The organism is Streptomyces sp. NPDC036822, assembly GCF_055609145.1.
This window is the reverse complement of the sequence record NZ_JBVJPY010000027.1, coordinates 26,863-48,521: the sequence shown is the minus strand read 5'-3', so window position 1 is coordinate 48,521 and position 21,659 is coordinate 26,863. Positions and strand designations below refer to the sequence as shown.

The 21,659-nt window shown below is 68.9% G+C and carries 14 protein-coding genes; 11 read left to right on the top strand and 3 right to left on the bottom strand.

Annotation, left to right across the window (positions count from 1 at the left end):
* Nucleotides 1-288 precede the first annotated feature (288 nt).
* From ACZ68P_RS33800 to ACZ68P_RS33790, 3 genes are all read left to right on the top strand, one after another.
* Nucleotides 289-618, top strand: coding sequence for a GntR family transcriptional regulator (locus ACZ68P_RS33800; RefSeq protein ID WP_471012943.1), 330 nt, complete (start codon nt 289-291; stop codon nt 616-618).
* A gap of 179 nt (nt 619-797) precedes the next feature.
* A complete protein-coding gene (locus ACZ68P_RS33795; RefSeq protein ID WP_471012941.1) occupies nt 798-1,835 on the top strand; it encodes an AAA family ATPase in 1,038 nt (345 codons plus the stop codon).
* Nucleotides 1,832-2,398, top strand: coding sequence for a phosphotransferase-like protein (locus tag ACZ68P_RS33790; protein WP_471012939.1), 567 nt, complete (start codon nt 1,832-1,834; stop codon nt 2,396-2,398). The genes ACZ68P_RS33795 and ACZ68P_RS33790 overlap by 4 nt, the downstream gene beginning before the upstream one ends.
* A gap of 7 nt (nt 2,399-2,405) precedes the next feature.
* Here ACZ68P_RS33790 and ACZ68P_RS33785 read toward each other — a convergent pair whose 3' ends face one another.
* On the bottom strand, nt 2,406-3,245 hold the full coding sequence (locus ACZ68P_RS33785) for a DUF1932 domain-containing protein (protein WP_471012938.1): 840 nt from the start codon (nt 3,243-3,245) through the stop codon (nt 2,406-2,408).
* Nucleotides 3,246-3,249: 4 nt separating this feature from the next.
* The gene (locus ACZ68P_RS33780) at nt 3,250-3,906 is read right to left on the bottom strand and encodes an HAD family hydrolase (RefSeq protein WP_471012936.1); all 657 of its coding nucleotides are present in this window, start codon (nt 3,904-3,906) and stop codon (nt 3,250-3,252) included.
* A gap of 96 nt (nt 3,907-4,002) precedes the next feature.
* Between ACZ68P_RS33780 and ACZ68P_RS33775 the strand changes: the two genes are divergently transcribed.
* From ACZ68P_RS33775 to ACZ68P_RS33745, 7 genes are all read left to right on the top strand, one after another.
* A complete protein-coding gene (locus ACZ68P_RS33775) occupies nt 4,003-4,281 on the top strand; it encodes a helix-turn-helix transcriptional regulator (RefSeq protein ID WP_471012934.1) in 279 nt (92 codons plus the stop codon).
* Between the two features lie 1,055 nt (nt 4,282-5,336).
* Nucleotides 5,337-7,814, top strand: coding sequence for a hypothetical protein (locus tag ACZ68P_RS33770; protein ID WP_471012932.1), 2,478 nt, complete (start codon nt 5,337-5,339; stop codon nt 7,812-7,814).
* Between the two features lie 2,560 nt (nt 7,815-10,374).
* The gene (locus tag ACZ68P_RS33765; RefSeq protein WP_471012930.1) at nt 10,375-11,997 is read left to right on the top strand and encodes a type I-E CRISPR-associated protein Cse1/CasA; all 1,623 of its coding nucleotides are present in this window, start codon (nt 10,375-10,377) and stop codon (nt 11,995-11,997) included.
* The gene (gene casB, locus ACZ68P_RS33760) at nt 11,981-12,568 is read left to right on the top strand and encodes a type I-E CRISPR-associated protein Cse2/CasB (protein WP_471012928.1); all 588 of its coding nucleotides are present in this window, start codon (nt 11,981-11,983) and stop codon (nt 12,566-12,568) included. The genes ACZ68P_RS33765 and casB overlap by 17 nt, the downstream gene beginning before the upstream one ends.
* A complete protein-coding gene (locus ACZ68P_RS33755) occupies nt 12,565-13,911 on the top strand; it encodes a type I-E CRISPR-associated protein Cas7/Cse4/CasC (protein ID WP_471012926.1) in 1,347 nt (448 codons plus the stop codon). Before casB ends, ACZ68P_RS33755 begins: the two co-directional genes overlap by 4 nt.
* Nucleotides 13,908-14,765 (top strand): type I-E CRISPR-associated protein Cas5/CasD, encoded by an 858-nt coding sequence (gene cas5e, locus ACZ68P_RS33750; RefSeq protein WP_471012924.1) that lies wholly within the window; start codon nt 13,908-13,910, stop codon nt 14,763-14,765. The genes ACZ68P_RS33755 and cas5e overlap by 4 nt, the downstream gene beginning before the upstream one ends.
* The gene (locus tag ACZ68P_RS33745) at nt 14,702-15,496 is read left to right on the top strand and encodes a type I-E CRISPR-associated protein Cas6/Cse3/CasE (RefSeq protein ID WP_471012922.1); all 795 of its coding nucleotides are present in this window, start codon (nt 14,702-14,704) and stop codon (nt 15,494-15,496) included. Before cas5e ends, ACZ68P_RS33745 begins: the two co-directional genes overlap by 64 nt.
* Before the next feature lie 295 nt (nt 15,497-15,791).
* Here ACZ68P_RS33745 and ACZ68P_RS33740 read toward each other — a convergent pair whose 3' ends face one another.
* Nucleotides 15,792-15,983: a hypothetical protein gene (locus ACZ68P_RS33740; protein WP_471012921.1), complete on the bottom strand. Its 192-nt coding sequence runs from the start codon at nt 15,981-15,983 to the stop codon at nt 15,792-15,794.
* A gap of 392 nt (nt 15,984-16,375) precedes the next feature.
* Here ACZ68P_RS33740 and ACZ68P_RS33735 point away from each other — a divergent pair, with 392 nt between their 5' ends.
* Complete coding sequence (locus ACZ68P_RS33735) at nt 16,376-19,900, top strand: hypothetical protein (protein ID WP_471012919.1); 3,525 nt, start codon at nt 16,376-16,378, stop codon at nt 19,898-19,900.
* Nucleotides 19,901-21,659: the final 1,759 nt, after the last annotated feature.

Sequence of the window (21,659 nt, the reverse complement as noted above, 5' to 3'; positions counted from 1 at the left end):
GGAACGGGCCGGGGTACCCCACGCTGTCTACCTCACCCCAAAGGGTGGGCGGTTCAGCTCGGGGCGTCCCGGATCTCTGCTCTCTATGCAGTTAAGAAAGAACAGGCGCTTCCTTTCAGGCCGCCATCACGCGCTGCATGTCCGGGCTCCCGCGTTTCCGCAGGCCAGCACTCACCTCCAGGCTTCCCAGCCTATCGATAATGCTAGCTTTGCTGATACTGTCAATGATGTCAAGCGGTTAGCTAACGAACCCGACTAACCCGGCGAGGTGGATCTACGATGACGGTCATGACAAACGCCGAGGCCATGCAGCCGTACCAGCGCATCGTTCGGGACATCCGCGACCAGATCGCGGCGGGCCGCCTCGAGGCTGGCGTACAGATCCCCGGCATCAAGGCCTTGGCCGAGGAGTATCAAGTTGCGGCCGGCACCGTGCAGCGAGCCCTGACGGAGTTGCGCGCTTTGGGGCTCGTCTACTCCCACCAGGGCCGCGGCAGTTTCGTCAGCGAACAGGCCAACGCGAAGGCGGACTCGACAGCGGAAGCCATCCGCCGCCTCGAAGAGCGCGTCGATGAGCTGACTGCCCGCCTGGAAAGACTGGAGCAGGATTTCGAGTGATGTTGCTAGCGCCACCCTCGCCACCATCTCCCGAGGTCGATTCGTGAGGCCAATCACACTCTGGGCAGCGGCGATGCAACATCACAGCGACTTGTCGAACCCTGTACGCATTCCTGTTCACGGGCTTTCAACATCCGCGTACACATGGAACTTGGGGCCCGAGCTTTAGGCTCGCGGCCATGACGATGACGGAGGGGCAGAGGGTGGGAAGGCAGCGCGCAGGGTGGAGGCCAGACCGGCTCCGGGAGCAACGTGAGGCTCACGGCCTGACCCTGGAGAAGGCGGGCGAGCGCCTCCGGGCGGTTGCCGAGCAGGCCAAGCTCAAGGGCATCCCCGCGGCAAACCCGCAGACCTTGTGGCAGCACGAACAAGGTGAGGTCTTCCCCGGTCCCCACTACCGGCGGGCCTACTGCCTTCTCTACCGGGCCACCGAGCCCGACTTGGGGTTCCGCACTGCTCTGCCCGGAGAAAAGTCGTCTTTCAAGCTCACGCCACTGGACGACCGCCTCAACGGGTCGCACGTTTTGGCTGTTGAGCGCGCCATTCATAGCATCGCACCGGGCTCGGACGAGGCTGACCACTTCGACTTGCAGCAGCGGATTATCGACGCATGGAAGCGCCGGCACACGGGGGGCGACCCACACCGTCCCGTACTCATCCTGGTCGGAGGCTTCGCTGGCAGCGGCAAAACCGAGCTCGCTCGCTTCTTTGTCCAGCTCACCGGCTGGCCTCTGCTCGACAAGGACCCGCTTACCCGCCCGCTGGTGGAACGGCTCCTGGTTGCGTTGGGCGGCGACGCGAACGATCGGCACACCGAGCTCTACCGCGAGAAGGTGCGGCCGGTGGAGTACGACTGCCTGATGCAGTCGGCTATGGCCAACATCAAATGCGGCATCTCCACCGTGCTGACCGCCCCGTTCATTGGCGAGATGACCGACCCGGCCTGGATGCAGCGCTTGACTAACCGAGCGGGTTCGATGGGAGTCGATGTCTTCCCCGTATGGGTGCGCTGCGACGAAGAGTCGATGCGCGAGTACATCGGATTTCGCTCCGCTGCCCGGGACGCATGGAAGCTGGCGCGTTGGGACGAGTACCTGGCCACGATCGACTTGGAGCTGCGCCCAGCGGTGCCGCACCTGGTGGTGGACAACCGGTTGGGGACCGCGGTGACGCTCGCGGACCAAGCCCGGCAGGCGATGGGGGCTGTGAAGGCGTGAACGCAAAGCAGGGCGTGATCCTGTACGGCCCGCCGGCATCGGGCAAGGACACGGTCACCGCCGCGCTCACCGAGTTGAACTCGAAGTACGCGCAGTTTATGCGGCTCAAGGTCGGGACAGGCAAGGCTGCCGGCTACCGAATGGGCACAGTAGAGCAACTGCACGAGCTGAAGACCACAGGGAACGTCATCTACGCGAACGCGCGGTACGGCAACACGTACGTGATCGACCGGCCCGGCGTCGACGCGGCGTTCGCGGCTGGGGTGCCCGTGGTACACCTCGGGCAGGTGGACGGCATTCGCGCTCTGGCCGAAGGCTATCCAGCCGACTGGTTGGTGGTACTGCTGTGGTGCCCGCGCGAGGTGACCGCGCAGCGGTCGGCGGGACGCGGCGACGGCGACACTGCGGCGCGCCTGGCGGCGTGGGACGCAACCCGCGAGGACCTGGACGAGCACCCAGGTACGACCTGGGACCTTACAGTCGACACCACCGCGTCGGCCCCCCAGGATGCAGCGCGGCTCGTCGACCAGCTGCTGGCGCAACGGGCAGCAGCGAAGGCATGAGCGCGGGCTACGGATGGGCGAGTCGGTCCAAGGCGTCGGTGAGCGTCAGCTCGCTGTCGTCCTTGACCTCGTGCCACCGTGCCAGCGTGGACGCGGCCGCGCGCAGCATCTCCGGTGGAAGGCCGGCGGCCGCGAGCGCGTCGGCGGCTTCCTCTAGCTCCGGACCCCATCGCCAAGCGCGGGCCGCGGTCTTGGCGACGTACTGCGGCTCTGCAAGGTACGAGTCGGTGCGCTTCGAGGCGACCTCGATGAGTTCCTGGTCGACGCCGTGCTCGCGCGCGATCCCGACCGCGAGCGCCACCAATACTCTCGAGGTCTTTTGGAACGCGGCGTACGACAGCTTCAGCGCCGACGCCTTCCCGACCTCTGTGCCCAGCACCGACGTACGGACGGCAGTGCTGGCGAACAGCGCCTCGATGCGTTTCGTCGCGGAGGCAGGCCCGGACAGGTACAAGGTTGGCGTCTTGCCGCCGACTGGCGGAGAACCGACGACGCCGCCGTCCACGAGGGTCGCGTCCGGTTTGAGCAGAGCAGCGATCCGTTGTGTGCGCTCGGGGCTGATGGCGTTCGCCTCCACGAACACCCCGGCGAAGCGGTGCCCGGCGACATCGCGGGCCAGGTCCTCGGCCGCGGCCGGGGGGCAGAGGCTGATGACGATGTCGCTACGGTCCAGCAGCTCGGGCAGCGTGGGCACGGCCATCAAACCGAACTGGGCAGCGCGCTGTGTGGACGCGGCGCTGCGCCCTGTCTCGCACCAAAGGACCGCGGCCGCGTTGGTCGCGGCGCAGGCGGCGACGGCGGCGCCCATGCTGCCGGGGTGGAGGATGCCGACGGTCGGCTGGTCCACGGTGCTACTCCGAGGTCTCGTTGAGCAGGATGGTGATGGCGTCGGTGACGTCGTCGACGATGTGGTGCGCTGCGGGCAGTCCGTCGGGCCAGGGTCGGCCTCGCAGCCAGATGGTGCGCAGGCCGGCCTGGTGGCCGCCGCCGATGTCTCCGGCAGGGTTGTCGCCGACCATCCAGCCGCCGTCCGTGAGGCTGACGCCGCAGCGGGCGGCGGCGAGTTCGAAGAGGCGCAGGTCCGGTTTGCGGATCTCGAGGTCGCCCGAGGCGGCGACGCCGTCGGCCAGGTCGGCGAGGCCGGTCGCAGCCAGTTTGGCGCGCTGGATGTCACCGGCCCCGTTGGTGACGATGCCGATCGTCCATCCGGCCGCGCGCAGGCGGGCCAGGCCCTCGAGAACGTCCGGGCGGCAGGTGACAGTGGCTGCCATGAGGTCGACGTACTCCCGCCACAGGTCCGCAGCCGATGTGTCCAGTCCGAAGGTGTCCCGCAGCTGGGCGAAGTTGTTGACAGTCGCGCGGTCGGCCAGCTCGGTACGCAGCCATTGGTCTGCATCTGGGGCGAGCGCGCGGGAGCGGCACAGGGCGCTCAGGGCGTCGCTAAGCGCCGACTGTCGGTCGACCAGCGTGTTGTCCAGGTCGAAGAAGGCGAGGCGGGCCACGGGCATGGACCCTACCCGCCTTGCGGCGGAGTCGTGTTCGCGCTGCGGCTGCTTCCCGACACGAGATCATCTGGTGTATGTTTTCGGAGAACATCAGATGGGATGGAGGCTGCTATGTCGGGTCCGCTGCGTCGAGACGATGCCCTAGTGGATGCTGACACGCTGCCTCCGCCGCACATTCGTCGGCAGCTGCGCATCGCCGCGAACCTTACGCAGGAGGAAGTCGCCGTGGCCCTCGGCGTCAGGCGCCTCGCTGTCGTTGGGTGGGAAGCCGGCCGCACGCAGCCCCACCGCAGCAACCGCCTGAAGTACGCGGAGTTCCTCCGCGGCCTGGCCAACGAGCACCCGGCCGTTGCTCAGGGAGGTCCGCGTGAGGACTGACCTCGGTCGCGGTTTCGGGTACGCCGACTCCGCCTTCGGTTTCGAGGGGGTCGGGGTGACGTAGCTGCCACCGGCCGCGCGCGCCAAACAAGTGGACTGCAATCCACTTCGGCCTCGCGCGGCCCTTCGCGCCGACCATCAGGTCGGCCGCCCAGTCCCCGGTTCGCACCCGGCTCTGGGCTCCAGCTCTCGAGCTGGCTCATCTCACACACCGGTCCGTGAGGACCAGGCACCACCGCAGTGGCCCTCCTGCAAGAGGGCCTCTGCACAACAGTTCCGCCAGCCCCTGCAAGGGCCTTGGAACACGGCACGACCAGCCCAATGGCTGTTCGTGTCACCCGTCCGGTTCACGAGAGAAGGGAGACCCGCCTCTGGTTCTTCGTCCGGTGCCCGCTCCTCACGGAGGGGGCTCGTGGTGTCTCCCAGTTCGCTCGTCGACCGTCCCGCGTTGCGGTGTGGTCCGGCTCGCTTATGAGAGTTGGTGCCTTCGCCATAGTGCCCGATCTGGTGTCCCCTGAAAAGTCGAGCACCGCCCGTTTCGGCCCGGTTCGCGCCTTTGTCGCGTTTCACGTGACGGAACAGGCATCCCTTATCCAGCGCTTCGCTGCTTTTGGGCAGGAAGTGGCTCTTCCTATAGGCAGCCACGAGCTGATCGTTTCGACTGAGTCTGTCCGGGCGCTCCTCGGCGGCTGTGCCCGAGAGAGCGTCGTCCCGTGTGGCGGGACGGGTTCGAAAGTTTCTGTCCGCTTTGCGGGAGCGCGGGGGGTGATCCGGGCTGAGCGGACGTTGTGCACAGGCTGCCTCGTGCAAGGTCAGCAAGTGGATGATGAATCGCGCGTTCTGCCTGTTCAGGGAGGTGTCCGCTTTGGCGTGTACACCAGCCCGATGAAGAAGACGACCTCGGTCCTCGCGGTGTCCGCCACTCGTGTCCCCGCGGTGAGCCGATGAGCGCCGTGGCGGCGCTGGCCGCCGTGCTCCCGCGCCCTCGTACGAAGTCCGCCGGCGGGGCTTCGCGTCGTCGGTTGCGGTCGGTCCCCGCGCAGGCCGGTCCGGTCGTGCCTCTGGAGTTAGGCAACCCGCTTCAGCTGTCGAAGACGATGCGCGCCCGGCTGCTCACTGCGGTGCGGGCGCTGGTGTCGTCTCCGGCACTGGCCGGGGCGTCGGACGGTGCGCGGCTGGCCTCGGTCGTGCTGACGGCGAAGGCGAAGGTCCGCGACGACTACCAGGCGAAGATCTGGGGGGCGGAGCTCGGCCGGTGGCTGGGGGTCTCCCAGTCGACGGTCGCGCACACGGTACTGCCCGAGCTACGCGCTGCCGGGTTCCTCGGCTCGAATGTCGCGACGAACGCCTTCGGGCACGCGACCGGCTTGGAATGCTGGGTGATCCCGATGTACCGGGCGCAGCAAGCCGGCGACCGGCGGCACGCTCTGGCGCTGTCGCGCTCGGAGCTGTCGGTGTTGCTGAGCCTGTGCGAGGTGCTGTTCGGTCCGGGGTGGGCGCCGAAGGACAAGGCGTCGGTGCCGGCCGGGCTGCTCGCCGGTCGGACGGGTCGGGGTGCTGCGACGGACCGGCTTTGTCTGCTGCTGATGGTTCTGACGACGGGTTCGGCGGGCTGGCTGCAGCTGTGCCCGGGGTCGGTGGACACGTCCCGGGGGCGTCCGGCGGCGACGGTCGCGCGGCTGCTGGGCTGCTCGGCGGCGGCCGGGGCGAAGGTGCTCAAGCGCCTCCAGGAGCACGGTGTCGCGGAGGTGGTGCGCAAGGAGACCGGCTCGGGTCTGAACGCGCAGTCGCGGGTGCGCCTGGTGCCGGTCGCCAAGGCCCACGGCCTGGCCGTACGGGAGGCCCGCCGGGTCGCCAAGTCGGTGTTTTCAGACCTCGCCGATACTGCATCCGGAGATCTTGAGTCCGGCGAGGCGAGCAAGACCCTTGGGGTGACTTGGATCGATGGTGCGGGGCAGGGCGAGATGGCCGGATCGGCAGACCTCGCCGCAACTGCACAGCACCACGCTCTCCACGCTTCTGGGGTTACTGCAGTAGTTCCTCCGCAGCTCTCTGGTGGCTTTTCCGGCGAAGGCCGTGAGGGTAATGGCCGTCGGCCGGGACGCGCGTGCGTGCGCGAGGACCAGGCCGCCGACGGCAGGAGCGCCGTTGCCGGATCCGGGAGCCCGGTAGCCGAGGTTGGCCCGCTCCGCGGTGAAAAGCCCACCAAGTCACCCGTCGACGAGCAGGAGCAAACGGGCGCCATCGCTGCTGGCGCCGGTGCCCGGCTGACGGTTGTGGGTGGTCGAAAGACACGGCAGCAGGGGCGGCCGGAGCTCCCCGCCGATCTTGACCTGCGGGTGGCTCTGGCGCCGGTGTCCTGGCTGTGGACGAAATTGAACCGCTGGCAGCAGGACCGCGTCGTGAAGGCCGCGAATGCGGAGCTCGCGCAGCTGCGCCAGGTGCTGGAGTGGGCGGGGCAGGCCCCGGCGGTGCTGGCCGCCCGGCTCACGTCCCGTCTCGAGGAGACCGGCGGCGAGGCCCTGATCGCCCGCCCCTTCGGCTGGATCACCTGCCGCGGGCTGGTGCGCCGGCCGTCGTGCTCGGACGTGCGATGCGACGACGCCATCCGGCTCGACACCGGCGCCGACTGCGACAACTGCGCCAACATCCTGCACTCGCGCCGGGCATGGCGGGTGCGAATCGCGGCCGAGGTCGACCAGGAGCTGCCCGGCCTGGAGACGGACGCCCGGTACCGGGAGATCGAGACCCGGATGCGCCGTCACGCCGAGGCCGAGGCCGCCGACTTCGTGGACCGTCAGGCCGAGGCCCGGGAGCGGGCGGCCCAGCGCGCGGCGGCCCGCGCCGAGGCCGAGGTGCAGGCCGCCATCGAGCGGAAGCGGGCGGCGGCCGAAGCGGCGGCCCGGCAGGCCGTGGCGTGTGAGGACTGCGACCGGGAGCGGTCGGACGGGCTGTGCGAGGCGTGCGACCACCGGCGGCAGGCCGAGGTCCTGATCGGCGAGGCCGGTCTCCTCGCGGCCGCCTGGTCGGCCGACCCGACCGACCGGCGTGCCGTCGCGGCTGTCGTCGCCGAGGTCCGTACGGCCATCGAGGGCGCCATCACCACCTCGTGGGCTCAGTTCCAGCAGATCACCGACCCGTCCGCCCTGGCGGCAGCTGGCCCCGACGCCGTTGAGGACGCCGCCGCCCACAACGCCTTCCTCACCGCCGAGAGCGCGGCCGCGGAGTACCGGCACGAGGCCCTGGTGATGCTCGGCCGCAGCGAGGACGCCCAGGCCGAGGCCCACAAGGCATACGCGACCGAGCTCGCCAAGCCCTGGCACCATGCCCTGCCCGGCACCGATGACGCCCAGCGCGCCGCGACTGCGGCCGCCGCGAAGGCGCAGACCCGCACCGCCGAGCACCTGCTCGCCGTGCGGCTGGAGCAGCTGCACACCCAGGCCCGCCCCGAGCCGGTCCGCCCGCGCCGCCGTGGTCGCAGTACCTGCCCGAGCTCGCCGCCCGCCCGCTGGACGGCGAGGCCCTGGAGGTGATCGCGTGAGCGCCGTCCCGGAGCTGTCCGGCGTAGACCTCGCCCGCCAGGCCCGGCTCGCCGCCCGGGATGCAGCGAAGAAGAACGGCGCCCAGACGAAGAAGCCGAAGCAGCGTACCGGCACGACTCTGCGGCGGGACGGCCGCGAGCCGCTCGGGCTGGGCGCGGCGATCACGATGATGATGACCGAGCGCGGCCTGGTCGCCAGGGTCGCCGGCGGCAGCGTCCTGGCCCAGTGGGAAGCCCTCCTCGCCGCGGCCGCACCCGAACTCGCCGGGCACGTCCAGGCCGTGAAGTTCGACGCGGACACTGGCCGCCTGGACGTCGCCCCCGGCGCCCCCGCGTACGGCACGAAGGTGCGCTGGATCGCGCTGCAGCTTGTCGCGACCGCCAACAAGAAGGTGCCTGGCGCCAACGTACGGTCCCTGTACGGACTGCCACCCGCGACCGCCCCGCCGAGAACATCGTCGGCCGAAGCCATTGGCACCAGCCTCTCCTCGGGGGACCGAGCGATGCCTGCCGGGCAGGTGAAGAGGCCGCGGACGCCAGCGGGCGGGGAGCAGGGCATGTCGGACGGGCTCGGCGCGCCAGCGGGGGGACCATCCCCGCGGGTGCGGGGAGCAGTTGCTCCGTCTCGAGCGCCAACGTCACGTGACGGGACCATCCCCGCGGATGCGGAGAGCAGAAGAGCGTCTTCACGGACACGCTGACCACGGTGGGACCATCCCCGCGGGTGCGGGGAGCAGCCCTGCGTGGCCAGGGAGATCCAGGCGACCTCGGGACCATCCCCGCGGGTGCGGGGAGCAGCCGAGATCCTGGCTCAGGATCGCCGGCTTGTAGGTACCATCCCCGCGGGCGCGGGGAGCAGCCGCCCGAACCCCACCAGTTCAGCTCTTCGAGGGGACCATCCCCGCGGGCGCGGGGCGCAGACTCCGCCACCTGCGGTTCTATCACCTAGCGACGCTCATTCTCACTAGGTTCACCGACTCGGGCATAAGGCGATAAGGCGGTCCCTGGTGGTGAGGGTGATGTCGGCGGCGCGCAGGGCCGCTGCAGGGAGCTGCGGCGCTCTGGGGTGTCAGGGTCGATGCGGGCGATGAGGAGCTGCCCGTCGGGGAGACGGGCGGTCACTGCGCCTGGTCCGTACGGTGTGCCGATGGGCCGGCAGGTATGGGGTACGGGGGCTACTCCCCTGCCGGGTCGGGCTTGCGCAGGACCTGGTGTGCGCATTCGGTATATAGGGCTGCGGGTGGATGACGCCGACGGCGACGAGGACCAGGACGAGGCCGTTCGCGACGGCCCAGGTGCAGCGCAGGGGGAGCAGGCAGACTCGAGGTCCGGAATTGCGATCTCCTGGGGACCATCCCCGCGCATGGCGGAGAGCAGCCGATCGTAACGTCCTGCTCGGTTACTTGCGTGGGGCCATCCCCGCGCGTGCAGGGAGCAGTAGTCGCTCTCGGCGCCCTCGAAATCCATCAGGGGACCATCCCCGCGCCGTGCGGGGAGCAGTTGCTTTTGTCGGTCTCTGCCTGACGAAAAGTGGGAACTCCTGCGAGGGCGTGGAGCAGCCGCCCGGCGTGATCGCCGTCCACGTCTCCGGGGGGACCATCCCCGCACGGGCGGGGAGCAGGCGACCGCGCCGTCCGTGAAGACGTAGATGACGGGACCATTCCCGCGCGTGCGGGGAGCAGTCGAGGGGCGGCCCGTGCCCGGCCCGCTCGGTGGGACCATTCCCGGGCGTGCGGGGAGCAGTCCCACTCGCCGGGCCGCCGAACGCTTGGGGGCCCCGCATGCGGGGAGCAGAGCTTCATCTGCGACGTTAACTTCGCGACCTCGGGACCATCCCCGCGGGCGCGGGGAGCAGCGCACCCAGGCGGACACGTCGTCCTGGGTGAGGGGACCATTCCCGCACGGGCGGGGAGCAGATTCCGGCGCTGCCCAGGTACCAGAGGTGCGGGGGGCCATCCCCGCGCGTGCGGGGAGCAATTGCTCTTGTCGGTCTCTGCCTGACGAAAAGTGGGGACATCCCCGCGGGCGCGGGGAACAGGAGTACCAGATCTCCACCCCATAGAAGCGGGCGGGATCATCCCTGCGGGCGCGGGGAGCAGTCGAAGACGCAGCCGTGGGGGCAGACGGCGAAGGGACCATCCCCGCGCGTGCGGGGAGCAGGCGGCCGCTTGTGGACTGCGGCTGCCGCTGCAGGGACCATCCCCGCGGGCCGGGGAGCAGGTCTGGCTCAACTCCGCTCTGGCGGATCGCTGGGGAGCACCCCCGCGCGCGTGGGGAGCAGGCGGGCCCTGCGCCGATCGGCACGAAGACGGCGGGACCACCGCCCTGCATACGCCGGAGGCAGGCTCTGCCTGCTGCGGCTTTGCCACTAGACCATGGTCTGGGTTCACGTCCGTGGAGGCGGACTCGGAGGATTCCGTCGATGGGTTGGTACCGCGTAAGCGGTGCGGAAGTGAAGTTCGCAAAACCTGCCATACAGCCATCGTTCGCCTGCTAGCTTCTTGCCTCATTCGACCAGGCAACTGTTAAGAGAAGAGAGCGAACGATGCAACGTGGCTGATTTACCCACCCTGCGTGGCGGGCCGATACGTGCTTCTTGGGATCCGCGGCGGGAGGCATGTGCCACGGCGCTGACTCTCGATGGGGAGCTCGTCGAACGGAACCTTGTCGACCTCCTTCTGCAGGCTGACCAGTTGCGGTCGATCGAGGCGGCCACCCCTGGGGAGAAGGTGGCGCTCTTGGAATTTCTGCTGGCCGTCTGCTACGCCTCGGGTACCTACCCACCCTCTGCGAGGGAGTGGCCTGCGTGGGTGGACGAGCGGGATGCATTACGTCCTGCGGGTGAGTGGCTTTGCGATCGCCCTGTGGACGAGGCCTGGGACCTGTTCCATCCCACCGAACCGCTAGGGCAGAACGCTCTTCTCGCGCCGTTCCTCGATGAGCACGGCGCCGGGCCGGCGCAGCTGGTGATCGAGCGGGTCGGCGACTACAACCAGTTCTTCGATCATCATCATCTGGAGCATCCGACCCCGCTGCCTTTGGCCCAGGCATTTCGAGCGATGCTGGCGCAGCACGTGTACGGGCCGAGCGGACGGGCCCGCATCTCGGGGAAGGCAACGCTGGGGCCAACGCTCACCAATCTTGCGGCCACCCGCCTGAACACGCGGGTTCGTATCGTGGCGCTGGGGTCGACCCTCGGTGAGACCCTGCGGTTGAACATGGCGCCTGCCAGCGGGCCATCTGGTGAGCTGAACCGGTCGTGGACAGCGGGCAAGGAGCGCCGCGGCTTCACTGTCAAGGCGACCGGGCGGCCGGTCACCGGGCTGGCGGATCTGCACAGTGCCCTGGGCCGATCAGTCCTTCTGCGCCCCACACCAGCGGGTGACGGTGTGGACCGGGTATTGCTCTGCGCGGGTGAAGTGCTGGTCCTTACGAAGGAGCACCTGCAGGACGCTGTGTACGCGTCGAAGCCGGACGGGACGTCCCAGCCGTTGCGGGCATCGGCGACCCGTGCCATGTGGCGTGACGCGCACGCCTTGTACGCCGCGGTAGATGAGGCGCGCTCTAAGCCAGCGAACGACGGTGCGACGTTGTACCGGCGGCTAGCGCTGTTTCCCCCTGAGGATGTCGCGCCGGAGCCAGGTCAGCAGCCGGCTCGGCGTGTGGATTTGTGGGCCGTCGGGCTGGTGGCCAGGCAGACGACGGCCATCACCTGGGTGGACGGGACCTTCCCGTTCGCTCCGGGCATGGAAGCGCAGCTCTACCTTGCCTCCTTCCGGGGCTCCGAGATTGCTGAGTACACGGCTAGAGCGCTGAGTAGGGCGGCATTTGCGGCTTGGGCCGTTGCGTATCCGAATCCCAAGCCTTCGGACAAGGCGGCTCAGATCGCGCGGTTCGACGCGCGTGGGCGTCACTGGGCTGCGACACGGGAGCCGTTCGACTTGTTGATGGACGAGACCACCCTTGGCGAGCCTGTCCAGGAGTCGTTGCTCGACTTTGCCGCCTCGGTGTCGGCAGCTGCCCGCCGCTTTCTCACCGAGTGTCTCGACTCTCTGCCGCGGAACTCCCAGGGGGCAAAAGCGCAGGCCGCGGCGCTGAAGCGCTTCGACGATGAGCTGGGCGACAAGAGGGCGCCGACGGAGCTTCGAGGGGTAGGGCATGAGCATCGGAGCTGAGAGTGTTACAGGTCCTGAAGCCAGCGAGAGCAGTGCCGCTCTGACGGCTTGGCTCGCCAGCCTGGTACGTAACCGCGAGTACGGGAGTCTCGCCGACCTGCGACGGCCGCGCATGCGTAAGGAGCCACATTTCCGGGCTGTCTGGTTCAGCCCTGGAGAGGAGCAGCGGGAGGTCTACGAGCAGGTGGCCTTTTTGTTCGCTGTTTACCACCAAGGCAGGTCGAAGCCTGCGTACGGTTACGGCAGTCTCGGCGAGGCCGCGCGGCGCATCGGCGGCGGCGCGGCCCGCGGGCCCGACGACCCCGGTGCGGCCCGCCTGGTCGACCGCATCGTCTCCAGCCGCCGCATCCCCTGGCGGCACCTGCAGCACGCCGTCGCCCGGTTGCGTGCCTGTGACCAGCCGCCGCCGTCCTGGGCTCGGCTGGCCGATGAACTTGGCCGATGGCACGACCGCAAGGCCCGCATCTCCTACGAGTGGGCAGTGGCCTTCCACATGCCTCCCACGCACGCCGCCCAAGCCCGGGCAGCCCGTACGACGCCCGACACGACCCCGAAGGACACCGACACGTGACCAGCAACGCCCCGTTTACCGGCACGCAGTTCCTTTCCCTGCACCTGTTGGAGACCCTGGTCGCTGTGCTGCCCGTGCGGGACGAGAACGGCTCGCCTAAATCCATCGTCTACGGTGGCACCGAGCGGCACATGATCACGAGCCAGGCGCGCCGGCGCGCCGAGCGTGTCCACACGCGCAACCGTGCCAACGCTGGTATCGGTCCGTTGGCCGGCCGCAGCACCGGGCTTCGTACTCGGGAGTGGGCGCTGATCACTGGCCGGGAGCTTTCATCGGTCCACGGCTGGGAGCCGGAGCAAGCCGTCCGCACGGCGCGGGCCGTCATCGAGGCCATCGGGCTGAAATTTGGGGACCCTGGCAAGAAGACCGTCGCGAATCTGACCAAGGTACTGGTGTTTGCGCCCTCTGATGCAGGTAGGCGGATCGCCGCCCACATCCACGAGCAGGCAGACGCTCTCCAGGCGTGGACCGGAACATATCTGGAGGCGCAGGCAGCTGCCGCAGTTAAGGGCAGGAAGGCGGGCCGCAAGGCTCAAGCACCGGCAAGTGGCGAGGAGGAAGAAGTCGCAGGGGCCGAAGCCAAGCTGCCCGCGCTGCCGGCTCCCACGCGTGCCGCCGTCCTCACTGCGCTGGCGCCGCGCGATGCGATCGACATCGCCCTGTACGGGCGGTTCCTGGCGGGGATCGCCGATTCACCGAATGTCGACGGTGCCGTGCAGTCCAGCCACGCCTTCACCGTCCACGAAGCGGAACAGGTCGATGACTTCTATGCCGCCGCCGACGACGCGAAGCTCGACCGTAAGAACAATGCCCTGGATTTCCTCGATGCGGCCGACGACGCCGGAGCCGGGATGACCGGCTATCAGTCTTTGATCACCGGCACCTTCTACCGGCACGCTGTGCTGGACCGGGTGAAGCTGCGGACGAACCTGCAGGCCGCGGGAATGAGTGCTGAGGAAGCGGAGCAGGCGTCGGTAGCGGCGGAGACAGAGTTCGTCGATGCCTTCGTCGATGCATTCCCCGAGGCAAAGAAAAATTCGACTGCGTCCACCGGGTCCCTGCCCGCGCTCGTTCTGGCCTTCGAAGGAGAGCGCCCCTACAACTATGCAGCTGCCTTCCAGACGCCGATCGACGAGAACCCCTTGGACAAGGGTGGCGAAGGGCCTGCTGGACCAGCCGCGGTAAAGCGGCTGCTGAAGCACCACGCCTTCGTCAGCCGGCGCCGTCCTGACATCGCCCGTGGCCGCGTTCTGACCTATGACCCGCAGATCGACGAACTTCTAGGCGCCCTTAAAGACGTCGGCGCAACGCCGGTGACCCGCTCCGAGGAGCTGTCGGCGTGACCCACGTCCTGCTCGTCCGGCTCGCCGCCCCACTTCAGTCCTGGGGGGTGATCTCCCGCTTCTCGAATCGCGACACACACAGTCGGCCTACCAAGTCCGCTGTCGTCGGCTTGTGCGCGGCGGCCCTGGGGAGGGATCGCACCGACCCGGTCGACGACCTCGCCGGTCTTGTCTTCGGCGTGCGCGCCGACCATCCCGGCTCCCCGGTGCGGGACTATCACACGGTGGGCGGGGGCCGGTTCCCGCTGGGGCCCCGGGACATCATCACCGACCACCGTCGTGCAGCCGCCGTCGCCGCGAGCATGGAAGCGGCCGAGGGCCCGGGGTTCGGGCGCCACGAGCTGGCCGACTGGTACGGCGCCCCGAAGAAGATCACGGCCGATCCCGTCTCAGGGACCCATGTGTCCGTCGAACTGGCCCGTACGTCGCTGATCACTGAACGCTGGTACCTGTCCGACGCGGCATTTGTGGTGGGGTTGCAGCACGACGATCGGGCTTTGCTCGATGCCGTCGCACATGCACTTGAGCATCCTAAGCGGCTGCTCTGGCTCGGCCGTAAGTCGTGCCCGCCGTCGGGCACTTTGGCAGCGGGGATTGTGCCCGGGACGGTCGCCGAGGCGTTCACGGCCAAGCGTCTGCTGCCCGCTCTCCCGCACACCCCCGATGCCTCGGACGGTGCGGCGCGGCGGCCTTGGGCGTGGATCCAGGCGGCCGCCGGCACTAAGGGAGCCACACAGGTCCACGATCAGCCGGTCAGCTTCGATTCGGCATGCCGCGTCCACGCCAGTCGGTGGGAGACCCGCACCCGCATCACCATCGCGCCAACCGCCACCGATTGGGACATTATCCCGTGAACAGCACACGTGCCTCTACGGCCCGTTTCGTAGCAACGCACTCCGTCCTGTCTTTGGATGCCCGACATCCGTTCGTGGCCAAATCCTTGGTCGATGCCCAGGAGATGCACCGCACCGTGATGAGCGGGTTTCGTGGCTGGGTGAGCGACGGAGAGTCCGACGCCCGCTCCCAAATGGGTGTCCTGTCGATCTGGCAGGTGGATCTTAAGGCGGCGGCTCTGGTCCTAGTCGTACAGTCGAGGATTCCGGGCGACTGGAGTCGGATACCACGGGCGGCTTTCATGCGTGCGCCGCACATCATCACAGTTGACCGCACCTTCACGGCGGGCGAGGTCGTCAGCTTCCGTACGGTTGTCAACCCGACGCGCAGTAGGCCTGCACAGAGCCCTCCGAGTGAATCGGGGGCGGTGAGCACCCGGGGTGTACGGACCGGGCATACGACACCAGAGCATGTAAAACGCTGGTTCGCCCGCCGTCTCCAGGCGGAGGGCGAGCCGGCCACGGCCGACGACGGCGTGGCACGCGTGGGTGCCTCCGCTGACGCCAACACTCTGGCTATCCGCATGCTGCCGACGGTTACCAGTGCTCAGCGGCACAAGTCCATCCGCATCGGCCGCGCAGAGATTCGCGGTTCGCTAAGGGTCACCGACCCCGAGACTTTGGTCAACGTCTTGTCCAACGGCCTGGGGCACGCCCGCGCGTACTCGTGCGGATTGATCCTGACCCGCTAGAACCCCACACCCGCAGAGCCGGCTTCTCGTCCGTACATGTAGGTCGGGAAGCCAGCCCTGGCGAGCGGCGCAAGTTGGATGGTCGAAAGGCACGGACCACCGGCGACTGCGTGGTGTGTCGCCGGCTTCCATCACACTGCAGCGCGGGGATGGTGGCCACCGTGTTGAGGGCTGCATCCCCGCGAACGCGGGAGAGGAGTCGGCTTTGCTCGTAACACGGGCCATCCCCGCGAGCGCGGGACAAGGCCGCACAGGCGACAGTAGCGCCGTGCCGGGAGGTACGGCCAGCGGGCATTCAGCGCTTCCGGTTGCGGCGAACCAGGATTGTCAGCGTGGCCCGAGCGTCGCGGCGGCGCTGGGGGTCGCGGCAGAGAACGGAAGAGGCCGCGACGGTCAGAACCGCAGCGGTGTAGAGGAGGCCGGTCACGGCGGTGACGGTGGCCGCCTCCTGGAAGACGGCCTGGAGCAGGGTCAGCAGGACGGACATGTGGGATTCCCCTCGCCTTACCGCCCGTTGGTCTTCTCCGCCGGGCGCGGTCCCACAGGTATCCGTTGTCCGGAAGGGTTCCGGCGATGTCCGGCAACGTGGATTAGCGGTGTTGTTGCTGGTCAGGATGGGGATGAGGAGGATTCCGGAGAAGTTCGCCGCGGACGGGGACGATAGAGGCTGGCAGGACGGATCGGGGGCACGGGGTGGGGTTCGAAGAGGACCTTCGGGCGCTTTACGCGGCCGCAGGCGGGGGCCGGATGTTCGGGTATCAGCGCCTTGTCAGTCTGGGCAGAGCGCACGGCTTCGAGGTATCCACCTCCAGCCTCGGGGAGTGGCTCGGCAGCGGACGAAGACGATCCGTCCCTCGAGAGACCGCCCCCGTCGAGTACGTGCTGCGGCATCTGATCCCCTTTCTGGAGGCGCAGGCAGCCCTGCGATCGCCGAGCGGACACGAGACGACGAGCTTCGGCACCTGGAAGGCCCGGCTCGAGGCGGCCCAGGCCGTCAGCAAGAGCGGGCAGGGAGGACGGGGGGCCAGAGTTCACGCGGCCTCCGAGGGCCGTCTCTTCGGCACGCCGTCCCAGGCCATCGACAACGCCCTCCCGTCCGGGTTTGTCGGCCGTGACGAGGAATTGGAGGAACTGGCAGCTTTCGTAACCGCCCCGGACGGCAGCCCGCCGTACATGTGGTGGCAGGCGGACGCCTGGGCCGGCAAGTCTGCGCTACTCGCCTGGTTCGCGACCCGCCGTCGCCCAGCCGGAGTCGACGTCGTCCACCACTTCATCGCCGGGCGCCTGGGCACGAATACCCGCAGTGCATTCCTCTTGGCTGTCGGTGACCAGCTTGCCTCAGTGGCCGGGCGGAAGATCCGGGTGACCGAACGTGGGGAGCCTGACCGGTTGCCCGCGCTGGTTGCCGCTGCCGCACAGGCCAGTGCGGCGCGCCATCGACGTCTGGTGCTGATCGTCGACGGCCTGGATGAGGACGCAGACGCGGCCCTCGGCGATCGGAGCATCGCCGGGCTTCTGCCGATGCGGCCTCCGCACAACATGCGAGTCGTCGTGTCGGGGCGCCGCAACCCGCAGGTCGCACCGGATGTCGCCGAAGATCACCCCCTTCGGGATGCGAGCATCGTGCGCCGCCTGGCCCCCTCCCCCGCCGCCCGCGTCATCCGGGACACCGCGACGCAGGAACTGACAACCCTGCTGGACGACCCTGCCATCGGCTCCACCCTCCTGGGGCTGCTCGTGGTCGCCGAGGGAGCCCTCACCGGTGCGGACATGGCCACTCTGGCCGGTGTCAGACCGTACGACGTGCAGCGCAGGCTGCGCAGCGTCGTCGGCCGCAACATGACACCCACCGACGTCGACCACGTCATGCTGGACGCACCTGCCGACGGGGACACCGAAGCCGACGCGTTCGTCTTTGCCCACGAGGAACTTCGCAAAGCCGCTGCCGCCGCGCTGGGCAAGACGGAACTAGCCACACACGAGGAAGCCATCCGCGCCTGGGCGGACGGTTTCCGCAACCGCGGCTGGCCTGAGGACACCCCCAACTACCTCCTCACCGGCTACACACGCCTCGTCCAGCGCACCGGCGACATCCACAGGCTCGAGGAGCTAGTCCTCGACCCCCGGCGACAGCTCCGTCTCGTCCAACGGTCAGGGCCGGACATCGCCCTCGCGGACCTCGATCTGGTCACCCAACCCCCACCCCCTCATCCGTCGGCCACTCTGACCGTCTCGGCGCGGGTCGCCGTGTCCCGAGACGCTCTTCTCGGCCACGCACGCCCCCTGCCGCCCTCCCTCGCACGGACAGTCGCCCGGCTCGGCGACGTCCGACGGGCGAGGTCCATGGCCAAAGCCTCGCCCCAGCCGTCGACGAAGGCCGCCGGTCTAGCCGATGTCGCCCGCGTATTGGTAGGAACCAGGCACGAGCAGGCCGGAGCGATCGCCCAGGAGGCCGGGAGCTGGGCAGCGACAGCTCTGCACGAAGCAACAGAACACCACACATATGCCACCGCCACGGAGGCCGCCTGCCAGGCCGCCCTAGCCCTACTGGCCACCAAACAAGTACCCCAGGGCCTGGCACTGCTCCGCTCGACCCGCCGGCCCGGCACCACCGCCCGGTGCGAAGCCTGGGCCGAGGCAGCGGGCCTGCTGGCGCCGCACAGTCCGAAGAGCGCGCAGCAACTTCTAGACGAGCTGGAGCAGGACGCCGAGGAGCTGGCGGCAGAGGCAGGAGACACAACCTCGATCGCTATTCAACTCTGGAAGACGCTCGCAGCCGCTGATGCCGACCGCGCGAAGCGGGTCCACGCGCGTGCTCTAAAGCATGCCTGTGAGGTGTGGGACGCGGAACCCAGCCTGGAGCACACCTCGGTTCTGGCCACCGTAGCGTCGATGCTGGCATGTAACCGGCCACAGGAGGCTCGGAATCTCGCCGAAGCCGCCCGCCGGTACGTGGAGGCGACCCTCCTAGGGGACAGCACGGTTGTGCCTGCCGCCGACGCCTTTCACTTGGAGTTCGGCTTCCGCCACACCCTCCGCCAGCTGGCCCAGGCACTCAGCGACACCGGAACACCGGATGAAGAAGTCTGCAACCTAAGCGCGGAACTGGAACGGAAGCTGACCGACAGCCCCCCCGGCCCTGCTAGGCCCCCGGAAGGCGATCAAGACAGTTTCGAGGCGGCCGAACACCTGGCAAGTAGAGCCTTCCGGCTGGTGGACGGTGGAAGGACCACCGAAGGCACTCAGCAGTTAGGCGAAGCGCTGGCACTCCTGCCGATGGCGGGTACACGTACGGGCGGCGGCCCTATCTGGCTCCCGGCTCTGGCCGGAGCGCTCGTCAGATGCGACGCAAGAGACGAAGCCGTAGTCCTCCTGGACCGAGACCCCGACCCAATGGGCAGGACACGCACACATGCCGCCATCGCCCTGGCCCTCGTCGACGCCGGCCTGCCGGACGATGCGCGCAAGCACGCCCACGAAGCAGCGGAGATCGCCTCCTCCAGTCCAGCGGGCCACCATGACCACGGCGCATGGACGCACGCCGCACAGGCACTCGCGGCCACGGGCGAGGCGCAGCAAGCACTTGCACTCCTCCGTGAGCATCCAAAGCCCCAAGAACGTGCCAGGAGGGCAGCCTGGCACGCGGCAGACCGGCTGATCCGAATCGCCCTGACGCGAGAGTTCGGCACATACGCTCCTGAAAGCGCCAGTGAGCTCCTCGTTCCCCTCCTAGACCAGCTCGACGCCAGCATGAAGACGCCCAGGGGAAAGCTCACTCTTCTGGCTCGCTACGCAGAAATCCTCCCCGCCACGGCCCTGGCCACCCCCCGGCACCAGGAGCGGCTCCACGCCCTGAAGGAGGAAGCACTCACCTACAGCAACACATACAGTCCCGAAAGCTGGCAACCCGAATCAGTCCTGACCCATGCCCTCGTACGCATCAACCAAGGACGAGATCCCAGCCGCCAACTGCACTGGCTCACATCCGACATGGCAAACCGCGGCCCCCACCACTTCCCCACTGCCGCCCTCGCCCTTGTCCATGCCGTATTCGGCGACATCCAGACCGCTTTGCGCATCGCACAGGCCCGCCCGCTCGCCATCACCGCACTGGCAGAGCACTTCGCCGGCGCCCCCATCCGCCCCGTACCCGCGGCCGACCCGTCACAACCCGATCCCTTCACCCGCGCCATCCAACACCTGGCACGCACCACATCAGCCCCCGCAACCGACGAACAGACGGCAGCGCAACTCCTCCACCACAGTTTCCGAACAACCACCTGGCACCACGCATTGCCAGTCCTGGCGCAACTCCAACCCGAAGTAATCCCTCTCATCCGCGACATCGCAGTAGCCCACACAGCCGCAACCCAAGGCCCCTGCCCTAATGCCTACCGACACTGACGAGGCGATCGACGAAGCTCGCACCACTACCAGATGCATGAGCCGGGATCCCGCCTCCAGCTCCCCGCACCCGCGGGAATGGTCCCGAGATCGCCCGCCTGACCGGGCGGAGCAAGCGGTGCTCCCCGCACCTGCGGGGATGGTCCCCGGATCGGTCCGGTCGCGTCGCGGACCGTAGTTTGCTCCCCGCACCCGCGGGGATGGTCCCAGGCCGGTCGTGGTGTTCTTGCCGAGCGGGATGGGCTCCCCGCACCCGCGGGGATGGTCCCGTGTACCGGGCCTGCTTCTCGCTCCTCGCCGCGTGCTCCCCGCACCCGCGGGGATGGTCCTAACGTGACCTCGAGGACTGACGCTGCTGCGCTGTGCTCCCCGCACCTGCGGGGATGGTCCCGCCACAGGCACGGTGGTCCGGGCCGGGTCCTGGTGCTCCCTGCACCCGCGGGAATGGTCCCGGCCGCGTCAGCCGCATGCGCGTCGACGGCCTGTACTCCCCGCACCCGCGGGGATGGTCCCCCGGGAACTCTTCCCCGCCGTGACCTGATTGTGTGCTCTCCGCACCCGCGGGCATGGTCCGCGTGGCACGCGCTCCGCCTCCGGGACTCCGAGTGCTCCCCGCACCCGCGGCCGCGGGGATGGTCCCGTCACGGTACGGGAGACGGTTGAACCGGAGTTGTGCTCCCCGCACCCGTGGGGATGGTCCCTTCTGGGGGTCTTCCGCGTCGATCGCGTCGATGTGCTCCCCGCACCCGCGGGGATGGTCCCGTGTTCGACCGGATCCGTACCAGCACCGGTGCGTGCTCCCCGCACCCGCGGGGATGGTCCCCACTTGTTGGCCAGGTACAGGTCGTACCCGTTGTGCTCCCTGCACCCGCGGGGATGGTCCCCGCGGATCGGTTGGGGTGACGACCTGCGCGGAGTACTCCCCGCACCCGCGGGGATGGTCCCGTGGCGCGGGCGGCCCGATGGCGGTCGATCTCGTGTTCCCCGCACCCGCGGGGATGGTCCCCCGGCCTACCGAAGCGGCCTGCACGACCCGAAGTGCTCCCCGCACCCGCGGGGATGGTCCCACGGGGTCCAAGTAGCGGCGGGCCCGGTTGCCGTGCTCCCCACACCCGCGGGGATGGTCCCGTCGGTGACTGGGCGGCCATCGTGGGGGCCACATGCTCCCCGAGTCCGCGGGGATGGTCCCGCTCCGAAACAGGTGGCTGCGGCTCTCGTAGGGTGCTCCCCGCACCCGCCGGGATGGTCCCTCCGCGAGGTCTGCGGGCGACGTCGCCCGCCCGTGCTCCCCGCACCCGCGGGGAGGGTCCCGTGTTCGAGATCCACGGCGCGGGGTTGCAGGAGTGCTCCCCGCACCCGCGGGGATGGTCCCGGCTCATGGTCCGCTCGGAGACCGGATGGTCGGTGCTCCCCGCACCCGCGGGGATGGTCCCTGGACGGTTCGAAGTCGGTACGTCGGGCTGAAGTGCTCCCAGCACCCGCGGGGATGGTCCCTCCACGGTCTGGGGCATCGCCACCAAGCTCCTGTGCTCCCCGCACCCGCGGGGATGGTCCCTACTGCGAGCTGGTCGTGGACGCTTTCGTAGGGTGCTCCCCGCACCCGCGGGGATGGTCCCTCCCACGGGAACCGCACGAACAGCTGCGGGGAGTGCTCCCCGCACCCGCGGGGATGGTCCCCATCTGCGACTTCCACAGATCCTTGTGCCGGGGTGCTCCCGCACCCGCGGGGATGGTCCCCATCTGCGACTTCCACAGATCC